Below are 17,774 nucleotides of genomic sequence, written 5' to 3'. Positions count from 1 at the left end.
GCCGCGGCGCGAACCGTTGGCGCCGCAAACGTCGTTCAAGGCTGGCTGGGGACCGCGGCGCGGCACGGCGCTCTTCTGATCAAACACAGGATTGGGCTCAGTGCGCTTCCACGGTCGAAGCCGGAGCGTCCATCTTACCGCGATCGCCCTTCACCCGCTCGATGTGCGGTTTCGACCACGGGCCGGTGATTGCGTACTCGCGTGCAAACGCCGTGGACACTGATTTGCTGAACGCCAGATCGGCCACCAGCGCACCCAGCCCGAGCAGCGGATTGATCACGGTCGCGGCGATCACGGCGGCGCCGGCGCTGACGGTCGGCACGATCTGCACGTGCAGATCCTGGGTTTCCTGTGCCAGATCCACCGAGCCCTTCATTTCGGCGCGCGCCGGCGCCGTCACCATCTCGAAGTTCTCGGTGCGGCCAATGCCATTGTGAATCTCGCCCGTGCCGGTGACGCGCTCGAACGGCAACCCTTCGCCGATGACGTCGCGGAAATTGAGTGTGGCGAAGCGTGCGAGGCTTTGCAGGCTGAGTACGCCCAGCAGTTTCGCGACGCCCGGATCGACCTTGAGGATCTGCCCATGGCGCAGGTCGACGGCCAGATTGCCGTTGAGCGTCGGATAGTCGATGGTGGTCGGCCCGCCGCGCCACACCACCTTACCCGACAGCGTGCCGTTGCCGGCCTTGATCGTGTGCGGCTGGCCGAAGCGCTCCAGCAGCCCGCCGGCGTCCTTGATGTCGAGTTTGAAATCGAACACGGTACGGCGCGGCGTCGCTTCGTCGGCGGTGTTGCCGAGACCCGTCGAGGTACGCCAGTTCGCGGTGGCGGTCAGCGTGGCGGCGGGGTTGGTGATGTCCAGCTTGTCCAACTGCCAGACCGGCACACCGTCTTCTTCGAAGTTGTGCGCGTCGACTTCGAGCCGGCCTATGTCGCGATCGCGCACGATCAACTCATTGACCACCAGATCGATCGACGGCATGTTCTGCGCCGGCGCCGAAATGGCCTGGCCGAGCAGGTCTTTATCGGTGGCCGAGGGGATGACCACCCGGGCAAAGCGCGCCTGCAGCGTGCCCGGCGATTCCTTATTGGCACCCGGCAGCCAGGAAACGTGGCCCGACACCTGGTTCGACGCGATATTGGCCTGCCATTTGCCGTCCGCATGCGACGCGCCGACGATCACGCTGTCCCAGTGCCGCTTGAGCAGTGTCAGTGTGCCGACGTGCACCGCGAAGCGGCTCGGCAGGAATTGCGCAACGGTTGGATTCGGTGTGGCCGGCGCGGCTGCAGCGGCGGGCGCAGGAGTGGGCGCGTCCTTGTTGCGCATCTGCGTGACGAGCGCGCGCCAGGCATCGGCATCGAACGCTTCGACGTCGACGGCGGCGATCACGCCCTCGGACGGCAAGTCGGCGGGCTTGTTGACGCCGATCGCGCCGCTCACGACCGTCGGCGGCGTTTTCGGCTGGTAACGCAGCAGATAGGTGGCGGCAATCGGGCCGAAGGTGAGGTCGGCTCGTTCCAGGCCGGCTTCGCTTGCGCTGGCGTACGGGCTGACCGCGAAGTGCAGCGGCATCGGCGTGCCGACGGGCTTATTGAACGGTGCGGGGAAGTCGAGCGCGAGGCCGGTCAGATCGGAGTTCGCCGTGACTTCCGGCAAGCGCCCCTTGGCACCGCGCACGTTGAGCGCATAGGGAGCGCTGCCGCTCATGCGCGTCAGCACCTGCGCGGCCGGACCGTGCAGATTCAGGCCGCGCGCGGCATCGACGGCGATATGGCCGCCGAGGTCGAGTGCATACGTGCCGTCCTGCTTCAGGCCGCCGTTCGCGTGCACGTCGCCGCCGAGGAACTGGCCAGAGAGCCGGTCGACCTGCGCTGTATGCTCGGTAAAGCGCACCTTGCCGTTCAGTTGCGACAGTGGTGGCACGTTGTCGACCGTCAAACGGTTGTTCTGAAAGCCCACTGCGCCTTCCACGGCGATATGCGGCTTCGGCGTGCGCGGCACCGTCAGCTTGAGCGCCAGCGCGGCGGGCCCTTCGGCGCGCACTTTCTCGGTCGCATGTTTGGACATGATGCCGAGCGAGCTTTCGTTGACGTAGTCGAGCATGTCGGCAAGCGGCCCACGGCCGTTGCCCGTGATGATGAGGTCGGACGCCCTGGTGCCGAGATCGTCGATCTTGCCGTTCACCTTGTTCAAAGCGACCCGCTTGTAATGGGCGCGGTCGATATCGAAGCGCAGCAAGTTCTCTTTGAGTTCGAACACGCCGTCGATGCCATCCAGCGGCGGCCACACGTTCGGCGTGCCGTTCTTCATCTTGCGCGGCGGGTACGGCGAAGGGTCGAACTTGCCGCCCTTGAACGGCGCGACGATATGGAAGACCCCGGCCTCCGGCGCGCGGGAGTACGGGAATTTGGTCAGATCGCCGTGGATTTCGATCGTCGCGCTGCGCGAGACACCGGCTTGCAGCCCATGGCCCAGGTAGATGCGCAGCTTTTCGCTGATGCTGGTCGGCAGATAGCGGACGATGCGCGTGACCTGTGCGCGCTGGAAGTCAGCCTTCAGGTCGAGCGAGCCGCGCCCATGGCCTGGATTGCTGTAATCGACGGTGGCGGTGGCGTCGGCGTCGGCGTTCGAGATGCCGAAGTCGGCCAGCTTGACGCTGAAGGCCGGGTGATTTTCGCCCGGCGCCTTCGGCGTGATGGTCCAGTCCGCCCGGCCGTGCAGGCGGTCGAGTGTCAGGCGCGGGTCGTCGAACACGCCCGGCAACGTAATCGCGACGTTGGAGGTGTTGAGCGTCGCGGTGCCGTGGTTTTCGTCTGCATCGACGCTGCCCCACAGGTTCTCGATGCCGGGAATGCCCGCGCGCGGGTGATTCAGCGGGGTGAGCCCCGGCGGCGGTTCCTGCGCGGCGATGCTGATGCCCTGCAGATCGCCCTTGAAACGATAGCGCTCGATCGGCTCGGCGCCGCTTGGCCGGTGGTCGCTGCCCGCTTCGCCCGATTCCGGTTTGCCGCGTTCGACCTCGATCACATAGTTCGACACCATGCCGCGTGGATTGAAGCGCACCAGGTTGTTCAGCAGGGGGCGCGGCAACGGCAACGCGCGGCTGAATTCGGCGAGGATGCCCAGGTCGACGCGGTCACCACTGACGCTGACGAGTTGGCCGTGCTGCAGCGAGGCGGTCCGGTAGCGGCCGTGCAGCGTGGTTAGCGCGAGGGTGCGGGTGAGCGGCGTGCCGTCGTCAAGCGGCGGCTGGCCGAGCTCGGCGTGCAAGTGGTTCAGTTGCAGCGTGTAGTCGCCCTGGTTGACGTCGAGACCCCAGGAGAAATTGGCGATCGGCACCAGCAGCTTGGGCTGGGTCGGGCGGACCCGCATCGCGACATCCGTGCCGGCCAGTTGCCCGCTCGCCGACTTCATGCGGCCATCGGCGAAGTCGGCCCAGATCGCATTGTCGATGCGGCCGGCGAACATCTCGATCGGGAAGTTGATGTAGCGCGCGAGGGTCGGCAGATCGACCGGACCGGTCGACATATAAACCTGGCCCGCCCAGTTGACCGGCTTGCCGATCGCCGAGAGGCGGGCGTGTTTGAAATGCGTACGGAAGTCGATCGGCCCGTGCAGGACCTGGCCGTCGGCGGGCGCCTGCAACGCGAGGCGGTGATCGTAGCCTTCGTTGAGAATCGCGATCCGGATGTCGCGCAGGGCGAGTTCCGGTGCGTCATGCTCGGCATCGCGCCAGCGCAGCACGCCGCCGCGCACCACGATCGCCTGCTGGCGCAAGAGCCACGTGGACAGGGTGTCGTTGCCGCTGTGCCGGGTGGGAACCGGCACGCCCGCCACCGAGATCACGCCGTCGCTGCTGCGCGACACCAGCACGTCCGGTTGATCGACGATCAGGCTGGAAAGCGCGGGATGAAACTGCCAGAGCGACTTCCACGAAAGCGCGGCGGTGGCGTGCGGAATGGTTAGGGCCGCTTTGCCTTCCGGGTCGCGGATGACAATATCGGTGACGTCGAGGCCCGGCTGAAAGCCGCTCCAGTGCGGCGCCAGCTTGCCGATGGTGAACTGTGCGTGCAGCTTCTCGGAAACGATGGCTTCGATGCGCGGACGGAACGAGTCGACGCGCGGCAGCAGGACATAACGCAAACCGAGAAACAGACCCGCCGCGATAAAGTAGAAGGCGAGTGCAAGCGCCAGCACCACATGGGACGTCCGATGCAGCACCATGTGGGCGCTTCCGCTCGCAGGCCGGACCTGCCTGGTTTCGTGCGGGTCGGCGGATTCGTTTCGCTCGGACATGCTGCGGCGGGTGGGCGTATGGTAGTTTTGCGAATTAACGACGAAATGTAACACACGGGAAAGCGTCGGCGGACCTCCGGCAAACCCTTTCTCCATGCCGTCTCGCGACCTGCGCGAGGCTGCCGGACCCGTGTGCTGCGGCGAACTGAACAACGCTGATCAAGCAACGAGCGAGCCAGACCCTTGATGACTGACGCAACACTCCTGAGTTCCAGCTATTCACATTACGCGGCGCGTGCCGCGGCGGCCCGTCCGCAAATTGTGGCGCAGGTGGTGGCGCTCGCCTCCGCACCCCTCACGCGCGAACGGATCGACGCGCGCTTCGACGCGCTGTGTGCCGAGGCAGCCGGTGGGGGCGACGGTCCGTTAAGCGAGGATGCACTCAAACGGGCCTTACGCCAATTGCGCACCGAGGTATTTTGCGCCGTGATGGAGCGTGACCTGGCGGGCGAAGCGGATGTCGCCGAAGTCACCGGCGCGATGACGGATCTGGCGGAGACGACTATCCAGCGTGCGCTCGCGGTCGTGTCCGCCGAGCTCGAAACGCTCTACGGCGAACCGCGCGGACCGCAGGGCGAGCGGCTCGCGCTCGGTGTGGTCGGGATGGGCAAGCTGGGTGGGCGTGAGCTGAACGTGTCGTCGGATATCGATCTGATCTTCATTTATGAAGAGGACGGTGAGACCGCGGGCGGTCAGCGTTCACCGATCGCGACGCAGGACTTTTTTACGCGTCTCGGTAAGCGCCTGATCGGCGCATTGGCCGAGGTGACCGCCGACGGTTACGTGTTCCGGGTCGATATGCGCTTGCGGCCGAACGGCGATTCCGGGCCGCTCGTGTGCAGCCTCGGCATGCTCGAAGAGTATTTCTACGTGCAGGGCCGCGAGTGGGAGCGCTATGCGTGGATCAAGGGCCGGCTCGTGTCCGAAGGTGCGAGCGACGCGGCGCGGCGGTTGCAGAAGCAGCTCGACGCGATCGTTACGCCGTTCGTCTATCGGCGTTATCTCGACTTCGGTGTGATCAGCGCGATTCGCGCGTTGCATTTGCAGATTCGCCAGGAAGCGCAGCGGCGCGCCTCGATGCGCCCCGACAAGGCCGACGACATCAAGCTGGGCCGTGGCGGCATCCGCGAAATCGAGTTCAGCGCTCAGGTGTTTCAGTTGATCCGCGGCGGCCAGGATGCTGGCTTCCGGGTTCGACCGACACTCGCCGTCTTGCGGCACGCGGCCACGCACGGGCTGCTCGATACCTCGGTCTGCGTGAAGCTTTCACAGGCGTACCGTTTCCTGCGCGAACTCGAGCACCGTCTGCAATACCGCAACGACGCGCAAACTCACGCGATGCCGGTCGATCCTGAGGAGCGTGTGGCGCTCGCGCAAGCCATGGGTTGCGACGACTATGCCGCGTTGATGCTCAAGCTCGACGCGCACCGCGAGTTCGTCGAACAGCAGTTCGACCAGATTTTCGCCGACAAGGTGAGCGGCCGCGATGGCTGCGGCGCCCCGGAAGACGGCGCGGCGGTGTGGATCTGGAGCAGTGCGCTCGCCGACGACAGCGCTGAGGACGCGCTTCGCGCGCGTCTGATCGAACTGGGTGTGTCCGAGCCGGACGAGTTGCTGGCGCGCTTGCGTGCGATATGGCAGTCGTCGCGTTACGCGGGGCTCGCCGAGCGTAGCCGCCAGCGCTTCGATATCGTCGCGCAGCGTGCGCTGGAAGCCGCGCGTACGCTGGAGCCGGTCGAACGGCGCGGCGATACGGTGGCGCGTTTTTTCGACTTGCTCGAAGCCGTGAGCCGGCGCGGCGCGTACCTTGCGCTGCTGACGGAATATCCGCAGGCGCTGCATCGGGTGCTGTCGGTGCTGGGTGGTTCGCGCTGGGCCGCCGGTTATCTGATCCGCCACCCGCAATTGCTCGACGAACTCCTCGACGACGAGGCGATGGACAGTCCGTTCGACTGGCCTGAATTCAAGCGCACGCTGCGCTTGCGTCTGGCCGCGGCGGATGGCATGGAGCAGCAAATGGACCTGCTGCGCCACGCGCACCAGGCCGAGGTGTTCCGCATCCTGCTCATCGATCTGGCCGGCAAGTTGAGCGTCGAGCATGTGAGCGACCGCCTGTCCGAGCTCGCTGACGCCGTGCTCGACGTCACGCTCGAAGCCGTCTGGAACCAATTGGCCAAACGCCACCGCGAGGTGCCGAAGTTTGCGGTGATCGCGTACGGCAAGCTGGGTGGCAAGGAGCTCGGCTACGCATCCGACCTTGACGTCATCTTCCTCTATGACGATCCGGACGATGCCGCTGCGGACGTCTACGCTACCTACACCCGCCGTCTCATCACCTGGCTGACGACGGCGACCGGCGCGGGCACCTTGTTCGACGTCGACTTGCGGCTGCGGCCAAACGGCGAATCGGGCTTGCTCGTTACCGATCTGGACGCGTTCCGCCGTTATCAACTACGCGAAGGCGATGCCGCCAACACGGCGTGGGTGTGGGAGCATCAGGCATTGAGCCGCGCGCGCTACTGTGCGGGCGACGCTGAAATCGGCGCGAAATTCGAGCAGATCCGCGAACAGGTGCTGACCACGCCGCGCGAGGCCGCGCCGCTCGCGAAGGAAATCGTCGAGATGCGCGAGCGCGTCGAGGCAGGGCATCCGAACCATACGGCGCTGTTCGACCTGAAGCACGATCGCGGCGGCATGGTTGATATCGAATTCACCGTGCAGTACTGGGTGCTGCTGCATGCGGCGAGCGATCCCGAACTGATCCGCAATACTGGCAACATCGCATTGCTGCGCGAAGTGTCCCGCTTCGGCCTGATGAGCGAGGCGGAAGCGGAGACGGTCGGGGCGGCTTATCGGACCTACCGGAAGTTGCAGCACCAACTGCGGCTGGATGGGATGGAAAAGGCGCGCGTCGATCCGGCGCTCGTGGTGACGGAGCGCGAAGCGGTGCTGAGGCTGTGGAAGCGGGTGTTTGGCTGAGGATCAGCGACGATTTCCAGCCCGCGTTCCTAGGCCGCCAGCATTTCCTTCGCGTGCTTGCGGGTGGTGGCGGTGATCTCCAGGCCGCCGAGCATGCGCGCGACTTCTTCGACGCGGCTCGCGCGGTCGAGTGAGGTCACACTGCTGACCGTGCCGCCTTTACCGTTGCCCGACTTCGCCACCTGGAAATGATGGTCGCCGCGCGCGGCGACTTGCGGCAAGTGCGTGACGCACAGCACCTGACGTGCTTGCCCCAGTTGATGCAGCAAGCGCCCAACCACTTCGGCGACGCCGCCGCCGATTCCGGTATCCACTTCGTCGAAGATCAGGGTTGGAGTCGGACTCGCAGCGCTCGCAATGACCGCGAGAGCGAGGCTGATCCGCGCCAGTTCCCCGCCTGAGGCGACCTTCGCGAGCGGCCGCAGCGGCACGCCGGCATGACCGGCGACGCGGAATTCGACTTGCTCGAGCCCGTGAGCGCCACCTTCCGGCAACGGCATCAAGGCCACTTCGAAGCTGCCGCCTTTCATCGACAGTTCCTGCATGCCGGTTGTCACCGCTGCGCCCAAGGCCTTGCCGGCCTTGGCGCGTGCCTTCGACAGCTTTTTCGCTTCCGCGAGGAAGGCTTCTTTGGCTTTGGCTTCGGCCGCGTGGAGGCTGTCGAGATCGGCGGCGGCGTCGAGCGCGGCAAGTTGGGCGCGACGCGCTTCGTGTTCTTCGGGCAGCGTCTCAGGTTGCAGGCGGAATTTGCGTGCGGCCGAGTGCAGCGCGTCGAGACGCTTTTCGACCTGGGCGAGCCGGTCGGGATCCAGTTCGAGCTTTTGTGCGTAGTGGCTGAGTGAATAGGCCGCTTCCTGCAACTGGATTTCTGCCGGTTCCAGCGCCGCCAGCACGTCGTTCAGCGCCGGGTCGATCTCGGCGAGGTCGCGCACCTTCGACACGATCGAGGCGAGATGCGTGATCATCGCTTCATCAGATTCGGACAGCGCGCCGAGCGCCCCTTGAACACCGTCGATCAGATTGGCCGAGTGCGACAGGCGCCGGTGCTCGGTGTTGACCTCCTCCCATTCGCCCGGTTGCGGCGAAAGTTTGTCCAGCTCGGTGAGCTGCCAGGCGAGACGCTCGCGCTCCAGTTGCAGTTCGCGGTCGCGCGTTTGCGCATGTTCGACCGCCTGAACCTTGTCGCGCCACGACCGCCATGCACGCGTGACGGCTACCGCGGTCTCCGTGAGGCCCGCGTGGGTGTCGAACAGTTCGCGCTGCGCGTCCGGACGCATCAGCAACTGGTGCGCATGCTGCCCGTGAATATCCACCAGCATCTCGCCGACTTCGCGCAACTGCGCGAGCGTCGCCGCCGTCCCGTTGATGAACGCGCGCGAGCGGCCGTTCGCGTCCACCACCCGACGCAGCATGACGGTGCCGCCGTGATGGCCGTCGTCGGCGGTCGTGCCGAGCGCCTGCTCGTCGAGCCATTGCTCGACTTGCGCATGCGTCTCGAATTCCGCGGTAATGTCGGCACGGCTCTCGCCGGTGCGCACCACGTTCGCATCGGCGCGGGCGCCGAGCGCGAGGGCCAGCGCGTCGATCAGGATCGACTTGCCGGCGCCTGTTTCGCCTGAGAAAACGGTAAAGCCGCTGTCGAATTCGAGGTCGAGCGCGGCGACGATGACGAAGTCGCGTATCGAGAGGTGGCGAAGCATGGAGGTCGTCTGGTGAGCTTGAGATTCAGGGTTCGGCGGCGGCGTTCGTGTTCCGGCGGCCCGGCGTTCCGGTTTTCCGGCGTTCGGGGCCGCTCAGGGCTTGGTATCTTCTTCGTGCGACGGGTATTCGTTCCAGTGCAGCTTCTTGCGCAACGTGGCGAAATGGCTGTAGCCGACCGGGTGCAGCATCGGCACCGTATGGCGCGAGCGGCGCACTTCGATCGTGTCGCCCAATTCCAGCGAAGTGAACGACTGCATGTCGAAATTGACGTTCACTTCGCGGCCCGAGACGATCTGGATGCTCACCTTCGAGTCGTCCGGCAGCACGATTGGCCGGTTCGACAACGCATGCGGCGCGATCGGCACCAGTACGATCCCTTGCAATTGCGGATGCAGGATCGGCCCCTGCGAGGATAGCGCGTAGGCCGTCGAACCCGTTGGCGTGGCGACGATCAGGCCGTCCGAGCGCTGGTTGTACATGAAGCGCCCGTCCACCGAGACATGCAGTTCCGCCATCCCCGAGAAACCGCTGCGGTTGACCACCACGTCGTTGAAGGCAAGTGCGTGATAGATCGGGGTGCCGTCGCGCATGATGCGCGCCTCGAGCAGCATGCGCTCTTCGCGCTCGAAGTTCCCGGAGAGCATTTGCGGCACGATCTCGCGCATGTCGGAGATCGGAATGTCGGTAATGAAGCCCAGGCGGCCGTGGTTGATGCCGATCAGCGGCGTGCGGTAGGGCGCAAGCTGGCGGCCAATGCCTAGCATCGTGCCGTCGCCGCCTAGCACCACGGCAACGTCGGCGCGCGCGCCGATCTCGGCCGGACGCAGCGCCGGATAGTCGGTGACGCCGATTTCGGCGGCGGTGTCGGCTTCAAATACGACCTCGAAGCCGCGCTTCGCGATGCACGAGGCGAGCGCGGTCAGCGGCTCGCCGATGCCCGGCGTATTGTTGCGCCCGACGAGCGCGACGGTCTTGAACTGGCTGGTCACTTGCATGCCGGCATTACACCATAGGTAGGGCCTGAAAAGAACCGCAGACAGACCCGGTGACGGGCCTGCGCAAACGGGCTGCCAGCGCATTGGAGGATTATCGTTAGAATGGTGAAACATTGATGACAGGCGCTGCCCCGCCAACAGGTGGCGCGATAGTCAGGGGTTGGCGCCGTTAGCGCTCGCTGTGGCCGCGTCATTGAGCTAAAATTTTCCGTCATGCTAGATCCCCGCGCACAAACCCTCCTCAAAACGCTGATCGAGCGCTATATCGCCGAAGGTCAGCCGGTCGGCTCGCGCACGTTGTCACGCTATTCCGGCCTCGAACTGAGCCCGGCCACGATCCGCAACGTGATGTCCGATCTCGAGGACCTGGGGCTCGTCATCAGTCCGCATACGTCGGCCGGCCGGATCCCGACGCCACGCGGCTACCGGCTGTTCGTCGACACCATGCTGACGGTGGAATCCGCCGCTGACGAAGAAGCGGTGATGCGTATCGTCAAGACTACGCTGCAGGCGGGCGAACCGCAGAAAGTCGTCGCCGCAGCGGCCAGCGTGCTGTCCAATCTGTCGCAGTTCGCCGGTGTGGTGCTTACGCCGCGCCGCAGCCACGTGTTCAAGCAGATCGAATTCATGCGCCTGTCGGACAAGCGCATCCTGCTGATCATCGTGACGCCCGAGGGTGACGTACAGAACCGCATCATGGCAACCCAGCGCGACTTTTCGCCGTCGCAGCTGGTGGAAGCCTCCAATTACATCAACGCGCACTTCGCGGGCCTCTCGTTCGACGACGTGCGCCGCCGCCTGCGCGAAGAAATCGACGAATTGCGTGGCGACATGACCACGCTGATGCATGCCGCGGTCACGGCCAGCACGGATGAGTCCGACACCGGCGAGACCGTGCTGATTTCCGGCGAGCGCAACCTGCTTGAAGTCGCCGACCTGTCGTCGGATATGGCGCGCTTGCGCAAGCTGTTCGATGTGTTCGACCAAAAGACCAGCCTCCTTCAATTGCTCGACGTGTCGAGTCACGCCGCGGGCGTGCAGATCTTCATTGGCGGCGAGTCGAATCTCGTGCCGATCGAGGAAATGAGCGTCGTCACCGCGCCTTATGAGGTGAACGGCAAGATTGTCGGCACGCTCGGCGTGATCGGGCCGACCCGCATGGCTTACAACCGCGTGATCCCAATCGTGGACATCACCGCGCGGCTGCTTTCCCTGACGCTCAGCCAGCAGTAACCTGCGGCCACCGTTGGCCGCGGCACATCTCATGCTGCAAATGATGCGCGACGGCGCGCGTCTTGCCAATTGGCCGAATGGCCAGGGGTCCCTGGCGGACCTTGCAATGGACCGCGCCGCTATAATGAATTCCACCTGAACGACTCTCCGCCCCAAGCGGTTATCCCTGCTGCCTATGCGCTTCGACCTCGAGCGGCCATCACAGAACGCCACGTCACACCGTGTCGCCGTGTTGCTGATCAATCTCGGCACGCCCGACGCGCCGACGCCGCGTGCGGTCCGGCGCTATCTTGCGCAGTTCCTGTCCGATCCGCGTGTGGTCGAAATTCCGGCGCTGCTGTGGCAGGTGATCCTGCGCGTGTTGATTTTGCCGTTCCGGAGCCCCGCGTCAGCGAAGAAGTACGCGGCCGTGTGGATGCCGGAAGGTTCGCCGCTGCGTGTCTTTACGGAGAAGCAGGTGGAGGGTTTGCGCCATCTGCTGCAATTGAACGACTACACGGTGCTGGTCGACTACGCGATGCGCTATGGCACGCCCGGCATTCCGGCCATGCTGAACCAGCTCAAGCTGGCCGGCGCCGAGCGCGTGTTGCTGATGCCCATGTATCCGCAATACTCCTCGTCGACCACGGCCACGGCTTTCGACGACGCCTTTTCGGCCTTGAAGCGCATGCGCAATCAGCCGGAAATCCGTACGGTGCGCCAGTACGCCGATCATCCGGCGTATATCGCCGCGCTCGCCGCTCAGGTGCACCACTACTGGCACCAGCACGGCCGGCCGGATTTCGCGGCAGGCGACAAGCTGGTGCTGAGTTTTCACGGCGTGCCCAAGCGCACGATGGATCTCGGTGATCCGTACCACGAGCAATGCCAGCAGACCGGCGCATTGTTGACGCAGGCATTGGGCTTGACGCAGGTGGAATGCCGCGTCACGTTTCAGTCGCGCTTCGGCAAGGCTGAGTGGCTGCAGCCGTACACCGCACCCACGCTGAAGGAATTGGGCTCGGCGGGCGTGCGGCGTGCCGACGTGTTCTGTCCGGGTTTTACCGCCGACTGCCTTGAAACGATCGAAGAAATCGGCATGGAGGTGCGCGACGAGTTCCTGCAGGCGGGCGGTAAGGAATTTCATCGGATTCCCTGCCTGAACGCCTCGCAGCCGTGGATTGCCGCGCTTGGCGAGATCGTCGCGCAGAATCTGCAGGGCTGGCCCGTGCAAGCAGTGCCGGTGCCGCACACGACTGGGGCTTAAGCAGGCTCATGAACTACAGGATTTCAACCGAACCGGGCGCGAAGCTGCGCATCGACAAATGGCTTTGGGCGGCGCGCTTCTTCAAGACACGCTCGCTCGCGGCGGATGCCGTCGAAAAAGCGCACGTGCGCATCGGCGGCGCGAGCGTCAAACCGGCCAAGGAGGTGCGCGTAGGCGACCTGGTCGAGATCGAAATCGAGCGGATTGTCTGGCAGGTGGAAGTGCTGGGCGTATGCGACGTGCGCGGCCCGGCCAGCGTCGCGCAGACGCTTTATGCGGAAACGGAAGAGAGCAAGGTGAAGCGGCAGGTCGAGCAGGAGCGGCGCAAGACATACCGCGAACCGGCCGCCGCTTTGCATGGCAGGCCGACCAAGCGCGACCGGCGCACTATCGACAAACTTTCAGGTGGGGATTGAACAATTGTTCCATCGTCGCGTGCACACCGCCGTATTCGGTGGTGTGATCGTTGACGGCCCCGGACATGCAGATGGTCGTGGTGCCCGCGATCAGTACCAATGCGACCACCGATATTGCAAAGGTCAGTTTCACGGTACTCCCCTTGGGAAGATTCAGATGGAAACAGGCGAATCAGGTGGAATTGAAAATTATCGGTAAGGCTTACGTTAGATTAGGGTTAACGTGTCTTTTCCGACGCTTTAATGGAGCATAGGCCACTTGTTGAGCGCACTCAATCTCAATCTGATTGCGACGCAATAATGGTTGTAACCGGGCATTTCTGCCGCACGTCCGCGGTGTGAAAAGTTCCGGGAGAGGCGCTTGAATTGGGTCTTTCCGGCCCCATCTGCCGTTTCGATACGCGTTAACGTAGTAAGTTGTCTGTCGCAATTTTGCAACGCACAAATTGCGGCGGTTTTCGACGCGTTGCCGCCACCGATAGCTTTAACTTTTAAACGACTTTCAGCGACATGGAAAACACGCAAGAGAACCCGACGAGCCAGAATCCCACGCCCGCCGACGAAACCGCGCGCCAGGCCGCCGAGGCTGCGGCGCCCCAGCAGGACGCGGCTGCAAACGCAGCGCCTGAAGCGCCGGCAACCGGCGCGGAAGCCGCATTGGCCGAAGCAGAAGCCAAGCTTGCCGAGATGCAGGAAAGCTTCCTGCGGGCAAAGGCGGAGACTGAGAACGTGCGCCGCCGCGCCCAGGAAGATGTCGCCAAGGCCCACAAGTTCGCGATCGAAAGCTTCGCTGAGCATTTGCTGCCGGTGGTCGACAGTCTCGAGGCGGCGGTTGCCCACTCGTCCGACGACCTGCAGAAGGTCCGCGAAGGCGTCGAACTCACGTTGCGCCAGCTCTCCGGCGCGCTGGAAAAGGGCCGCGTCGTCGCCCTGAACCCGGTTGGTGAGAAGTTCGACCCGCACCGCCATCAGGCTATTTCGATGGTGCCGGCCGACCAGGAACCGAACACCGTCGTTGCTGTGCTGCAAAAAGGCTTCGTGATCGCCGACCGCGTGCTGCGTCCGGCCCTTGTGACTGTCGCGGCGCCGAAGTAAGCAGCCCACGCTGCGGCACGGGCCGCAGCAGAAGCCGTTTATCAGCCGGGCCGCCTGACAGGCGCCGTTATGGCCAACATTCCCGTCGACGCCACTGCGGTCATGCTCTGCAGCGTGCCCACATGGCTCTTCTTTTGCCGAGGCCAGCGGCTCGGCCGGGCAACCGGCCAGCACGGCCTTGGGCAGTTCGAGGCGACGGTCGCGGTCGCGCGGGAAACGATCCGTGCGGCCAATGTGGTCGGCAGCGCGGCAAATGGTGAAAAAAGCGGCAAAAGTTCGACCGATTGAAAAAAATTAAAGACCGCATCGCAAAAGAGGTCTTGAAAACGATGCGGACGCACTTATGTTGAGTGCAGGTAGGAATTCAGAGCGGATCGCCGTACCGCCAGATGGGCAAAAACGGCGATTCCCGCAGCGATCAAAGTCAGGAGATTAGTAAAAATGGGCAAAATCATCGGTATCGACCTCGGCACGACCAACTCGTGCGTGGCGATCATGGAAGGCAATTCGGTCAAGGTGATCGAGAACTCGGAAGGCGCGCGCACCACGCCGTCGATCATCGCTTACATGGAAGACGGCGAGATTCTCGTCGGCGCGCCTGCGAAGCGTCAGTCGGTCACGAACCCGAAGAACACGCTGTACGCGGTCAAGCGCCTGATCGGTCGCCGCTTCGAAGAAAAGGAAGTGCAGAAAGACATCGCTCTGATGCCTTACAAGATCATGAAAGCCGATAACGGCGATGCATGGATCGAAGTGCGCGACCAGAAGCTCGCACCGCCGCAAATCTCGGCGGAAACGCTGCGCAAGATGAAGAAGACCGCTGAAGATTACCTCGGCGAGCCGGTCACCGAAGCCGTGATTACGGTTCCCGCGTACTTCAACGACAGCCAGCGTCAGGCTACCAAAGACGCAGGCCGCATCGCCGGTCTGGAAGTGAAGCGGATCATCAACGAACCGACCGCAGCCGCTCTGGCATTCGGTCTGGACAAGGCCGAAAAGGGCGACCGCAAGATCGCGGTGTATGACTTGGGCGGCGGCACGTTCGACGTGTCGATCATCGAAATCGCCGACGTTGACGGCGAAATGCAGTTCGAAGTGCTGTCCACGAACGGCGACACGTTCCTCGGCGGTGAAGACTTCGACCAACGCATCATCGATTACATCATCGGCGAGTTCAAGAAGGAACAGGGCGTCGACCTGTCGAAAGACGTGCTCGCGCTGCAACGCCTGAAGGAATCGGCTGAAAAGGCGAAGATCGAACTGTCGTCGAGCCAGCAAACCGAAATCAACCTGCCGTACATCACGGCCGACGCGTCGGGTCCGAAGCACTTGAACCTGAAGATCACGCGCGCCAAGCTGGAAGCGCTGGTTGAAGAACTGATCGAACGCACGATCGAACCTTGCCGCATGGCCATCAAGGACGCGGGCGTGAAGGTCGGCGAAATCGACGACGTGATTCTGGTCGGCGGTATGACCCGCATGCCGAAGGTGCAGGAAAAGGTTAAGGAATTCTTCGGCAAGGATCCGCGCCGTGACGTGAACCCGGACGAAGCCGTGGCCGTTGGCGCCGCGATTCAAGGCCAGGTTCTGTCGGGCGACCGCACGGACGTTCTGCTGCTCGACGTGACCCCGTTGTCGCTCGGCATCGAAACGCTCGGTGGCGTGATGACGAAGATGATCAACAAGAACACCACGATCCCGACCAAGCACGCACAGGTCTACTCGACGGCTGATGACAATCAGGGCGCCGTGACGATCAAGGTGTTCCAGGGCGAGCGCGAAATGGCAGCGGGCAACAAGCTGCTGGGCGAGTTCAACCTTGAAGGCATTCCGCCGGCACCGCGCGGCACGCCGCAGATCGAAGTGAGCTTCGACATCGACGCGAACGGCATTCTGCACGTCGGCGCGAAAGACAAGGCAACCGGCAAGGAAAACCGCATCACGATCAAGGCGAACTCGGGTCTGTCCGAAGCCGAAATCGAGAAGATGGTGAAGGACGCCGAAGCGAACGCGGAAGAAGATCACAAGCTGCGTGAGCTGGCCGATGCCCGCAACCAGGGCGACGCGCTGGTCCACAGCACGAAGAAGGCGCTCACCGAATACGGCGACAAGCTGGAAGCTGCTGAGAAGGAAGCGATCGAAACCGCGCTGAAGGACCTCGAAGAAACGCTGAAGAGCGGTTCGAGCGACAAGGCCGCGATCGAAGCCAAGATCGAAGTGGTGGCCACCGCCTCGCAGAAGATGGGCGAAAAGATGTACGCCGACATGCAGGCTGCGCAAGGTGCCGAAGCTGCGGCAGCGGGCGCAGCAGGTGCGGGCGCATCGGCCGGTGGCGCGAGCCACCAGCAGCAGGACGACGTGGTCGACGCCGAGTTCAAGGAAGTGAAGAAAGACTAAAGCCGGGTCGCAATCTGACCGTAAAGCCGCACACAGCGATGTGTGCGGCCTGGCTGCAAAACGGTTTGCTCCCGTCCGGGTGCATGAACCTGCAAAGCGGTTATCGCGCCTGGTGAGCCTTTTTGGGCTCTCCGGGCACATTTGTTTTATGGAGGGCGTTGTTTGAGCCGCGTAAAAACGGCGTGAACAGCGGCCGGACGAGTCGCAAGACTCCAGCATTCAAGAGGAGCCACCGCGTCGCATTGCGCGAGTGGCGTTGAACCGATATGGCGAAACGGGATTACTACGAGGTTCTGGGCGTCGCAAAGAACGCGAGCGACGACGAAATCAAGAAGGCTTATCGCAAGCTTGCGATGAAGCACCACCCCGACCGCAATCCCGGCAACAAGGATGCGGAAGAGCATTTCAAAGAGGTGAAGGAAGCCTATGAAATGCTATCGGACTCGCAAAAGCGTGCAGCGTACGACCAGTACGGCCACGCAGGCGTCGACCCCAACATGGGCGGAGCCGGTGCGCAGGGCTTCGGCGGTTTTGCCGATGCATTCGGCGATATTTTTGGCGACATCTTCGGCCAGGCGGCCGGTGGTGCCGCACGCGGCGGTGGCGGCCGCGCAGGCCCGCAGGTGTACCGCGGCGCCGATCTGCGCTACAGCATGGAAATCACGCTGGAACAGGCGGCGCACGGCTACGACACGCAGATTCGCGTGCCGAGCTGGGTGTCGTGCGAAATTTGTCACGGCTCGGGCGCGAAGCCCGGCACGAAGCCGGAAACCTGCCCGACCTGTAGCGGTTCGGGTTCGGTGCGGATGTCGCAGGGCTTTTTCAGCATCCAGCAGACCTGCCCGAAGTGCCACGGCACCGGCACCTATATCCCTGAGCCGTGCGGCCATTGCCACGGCGCGGGCAAGGTGAAGGAAACCAAGACGCTGGAAGTGAAGATCCCGGCAGGTATCGACGACGGGATGCGCATCCGCTCGGCCGGCAACGGTGAGCCGGGCATCAACGGCGGTCCGTCGGGCGATCTGTACGTCGAGATCCACATCAAGCAGCACTCGGTGTTCGAACGCGACGGCGACGACCTGCATTGCCAGATGCCGATTCCGTTTACCACGGCGGCGCTCGGCGGCGAAATCGAAGTGCCGACCCTTGCGGGCCGCGCGAGCTTCACGGTGCCGGAAGGCACGCAGTCGGGCAAGACGTTCCGTCTGCGTGGCAAGGGGATCAAGGGGCTGCGTTCGAGCATTGCCGGCGACCTTTACGTGCACGTGCAAGTCGAAACGCCGGTCAAGCTCACAGAGTCGCAGCGCGAGTTGCTTCAGCAATTCGAGAAGGCACTTGTGGAAGGCGGTGCACGGCATAGCCCGCAGAGCAAAAGCTGGTTCGATCGGGTGAAGAGCTTCTTCGACTAATAGCGG

Annotated in this window: 12 protein-coding genes; 8 read left to right on the top strand and 4 right to left on the bottom strand. The window is 63.7% G+C overall.

The window, feature by feature from the left end; all coding sequences use genetic code 11:
• Positions 1-97: 97 nt before the first annotated feature.
• Entirely contained in the window at positions 98-4,297 is a 4,200-nt protein-coding gene (locus KHO33_RS31300) for a YhdP family protein (protein WP_234480470.1), read from the bottom strand.
• A 186-nt stretch (positions 4,298-4,483) separates the two neighbouring features.
• Here KHO33_RS31300 and glnE point away from each other — a divergent pair, with 186 nt between their 5' ends.
• A complete protein-coding gene (glnE, locus tag KHO33_RS31295; RefSeq protein ID WP_200563794.1) occupies positions 4,484-7,276 on the top strand; it encodes a bifunctional [glutamate--ammonia ligase]-adenylyl-L-tyrosine phosphorylase/[glutamate--ammonia-ligase] adenylyltransferase in 2,793 nt (930 codons plus the stop codon).
• 29 nt (positions 7,277-7,305) lie between these two features.
• Here glnE and recN read toward each other — a convergent pair whose 3' ends face one another.
• Both recN and KHO33_RS31285 read right to left on the bottom strand, forming a co-directional pair.
• A complete protein-coding gene (gene recN, locus KHO33_RS31290; protein WP_200563792.1) occupies positions 7,306-8,976 on the bottom strand; it encodes a DNA repair protein RecN in 1,671 nt (556 codons plus the stop codon).
• Positions 8,977-9,069: 93 nt separating this feature from the next.
• Positions 9,070-9,972, bottom strand: a complete 903-nt coding sequence (locus KHO33_RS31285; protein WP_054040984.1) for an NAD kinase — start codon at positions 9,970-9,972, stop codon at positions 9,070-9,072.
• A 213-nt stretch (positions 9,973-10,185) separates the two neighbouring features.
• Here KHO33_RS31285 and hrcA point away from each other — a divergent pair, with 213 nt between their 5' ends.
• The 3 genes from hrcA to KHO33_RS31270 all read left to right on the top strand — a co-directional run bounded on the left by hrcA (position 10,186) and on the right by KHO33_RS31270 (position 12,867).
• Positions 10,186-11,205 (top strand): heat-inducible transcriptional repressor HrcA, encoded by a 1,020-nt coding sequence (hrcA, locus tag KHO33_RS31280; RefSeq protein WP_054040981.1) that lies wholly within the window; start codon positions 10,186-10,188, stop codon positions 11,203-11,205.
• Between the two features lie 175 nt (positions 11,206-11,380).
• Positions 11,381-12,451 (top strand): ferrochelatase, encoded by a 1,071-nt coding sequence (gene hemH / locus KHO33_RS31275; protein ID WP_154565839.1) that lies wholly within the window; start codon positions 11,381-11,383, stop codon positions 12,449-12,451.
• Between the two features lie 8 nt (positions 12,452-12,459).
• The gene (locus KHO33_RS31270) at positions 12,460-12,867 is read left to right on the top strand and encodes an RNA-binding S4 domain-containing protein (protein WP_054040979.1); all 408 of its coding nucleotides are present in this window, start codon (positions 12,460-12,462) and stop codon (positions 12,865-12,867) included.
• Here the strand turns inward: KHO33_RS31270 and KHO33_RS31265 are convergent.
• On the bottom strand, positions 12,839-13,000 hold the full coding sequence (locus KHO33_RS31265; protein ID WP_012431795.1) for a hypothetical protein: 162 nt from the start codon (positions 12,998-13,000) through the stop codon (positions 12,839-12,841). The two genes, KHO33_RS31270 and KHO33_RS31265, sit on opposite strands and share 29 nt — an antisense overlap.
• A 377-nt stretch (positions 13,001-13,377) precedes the next feature.
• On the opposite strand from KHO33_RS31265, the gene grpE reads away from it, so the two are divergent.
• From grpE to dnaJ, 4 genes are all read left to right on the top strand, one after another.
• The gene (gene grpE / locus KHO33_RS31260; protein ID WP_054040977.1) at positions 13,378-13,962 is read left to right on the top strand and encodes a nucleotide exchange factor GrpE; all 585 of its coding nucleotides are present in this window, start codon (positions 13,378-13,380) and stop codon (positions 13,960-13,962) included.
• A 69-nt stretch (positions 13,963-14,031) separates the two neighbouring features.
• Positions 14,032-14,250, top strand: a complete 219-nt coding sequence (locus KHO33_RS31255) for a hypothetical protein (protein WP_407946206.1) — start codon at positions 14,032-14,034, stop codon at positions 14,248-14,250.
• 153 nt (positions 14,251-14,403) lie between these two features.
• Complete coding sequence (gene dnaK, locus KHO33_RS31250; RefSeq protein ID WP_175052137.1) at positions 14,404-16,359, top strand: molecular chaperone DnaK; 1,956 nt, start codon at positions 14,404-14,406, stop codon at positions 16,357-16,359.
• Between the two features lie 266 nt (positions 16,360-16,625).
• Positions 16,626-17,768, top strand: a complete 1,143-nt coding sequence (gene dnaJ / locus KHO33_RS31245; RefSeq protein ID WP_175052138.1) for a molecular chaperone DnaJ — start codon at positions 16,626-16,628, stop codon at positions 17,766-17,768.
• Positions 17,769-17,774: the final 6 nt, after the last annotated feature.

The sequence above is a fragment of the Paraburkholderia nemoris genome (assembly GCF_905221015.1).
Classification (GTDB): domain Bacteria; phylum Pseudomonadota; class Gammaproteobacteria; order Burkholderiales; family Burkholderiaceae; genus Paraburkholderia; species Paraburkholderia nemoris.
Note: the sequence above shows the minus strand (reverse complement) of the source record. Positions and strands in the feature narration are given on the sequence as shown.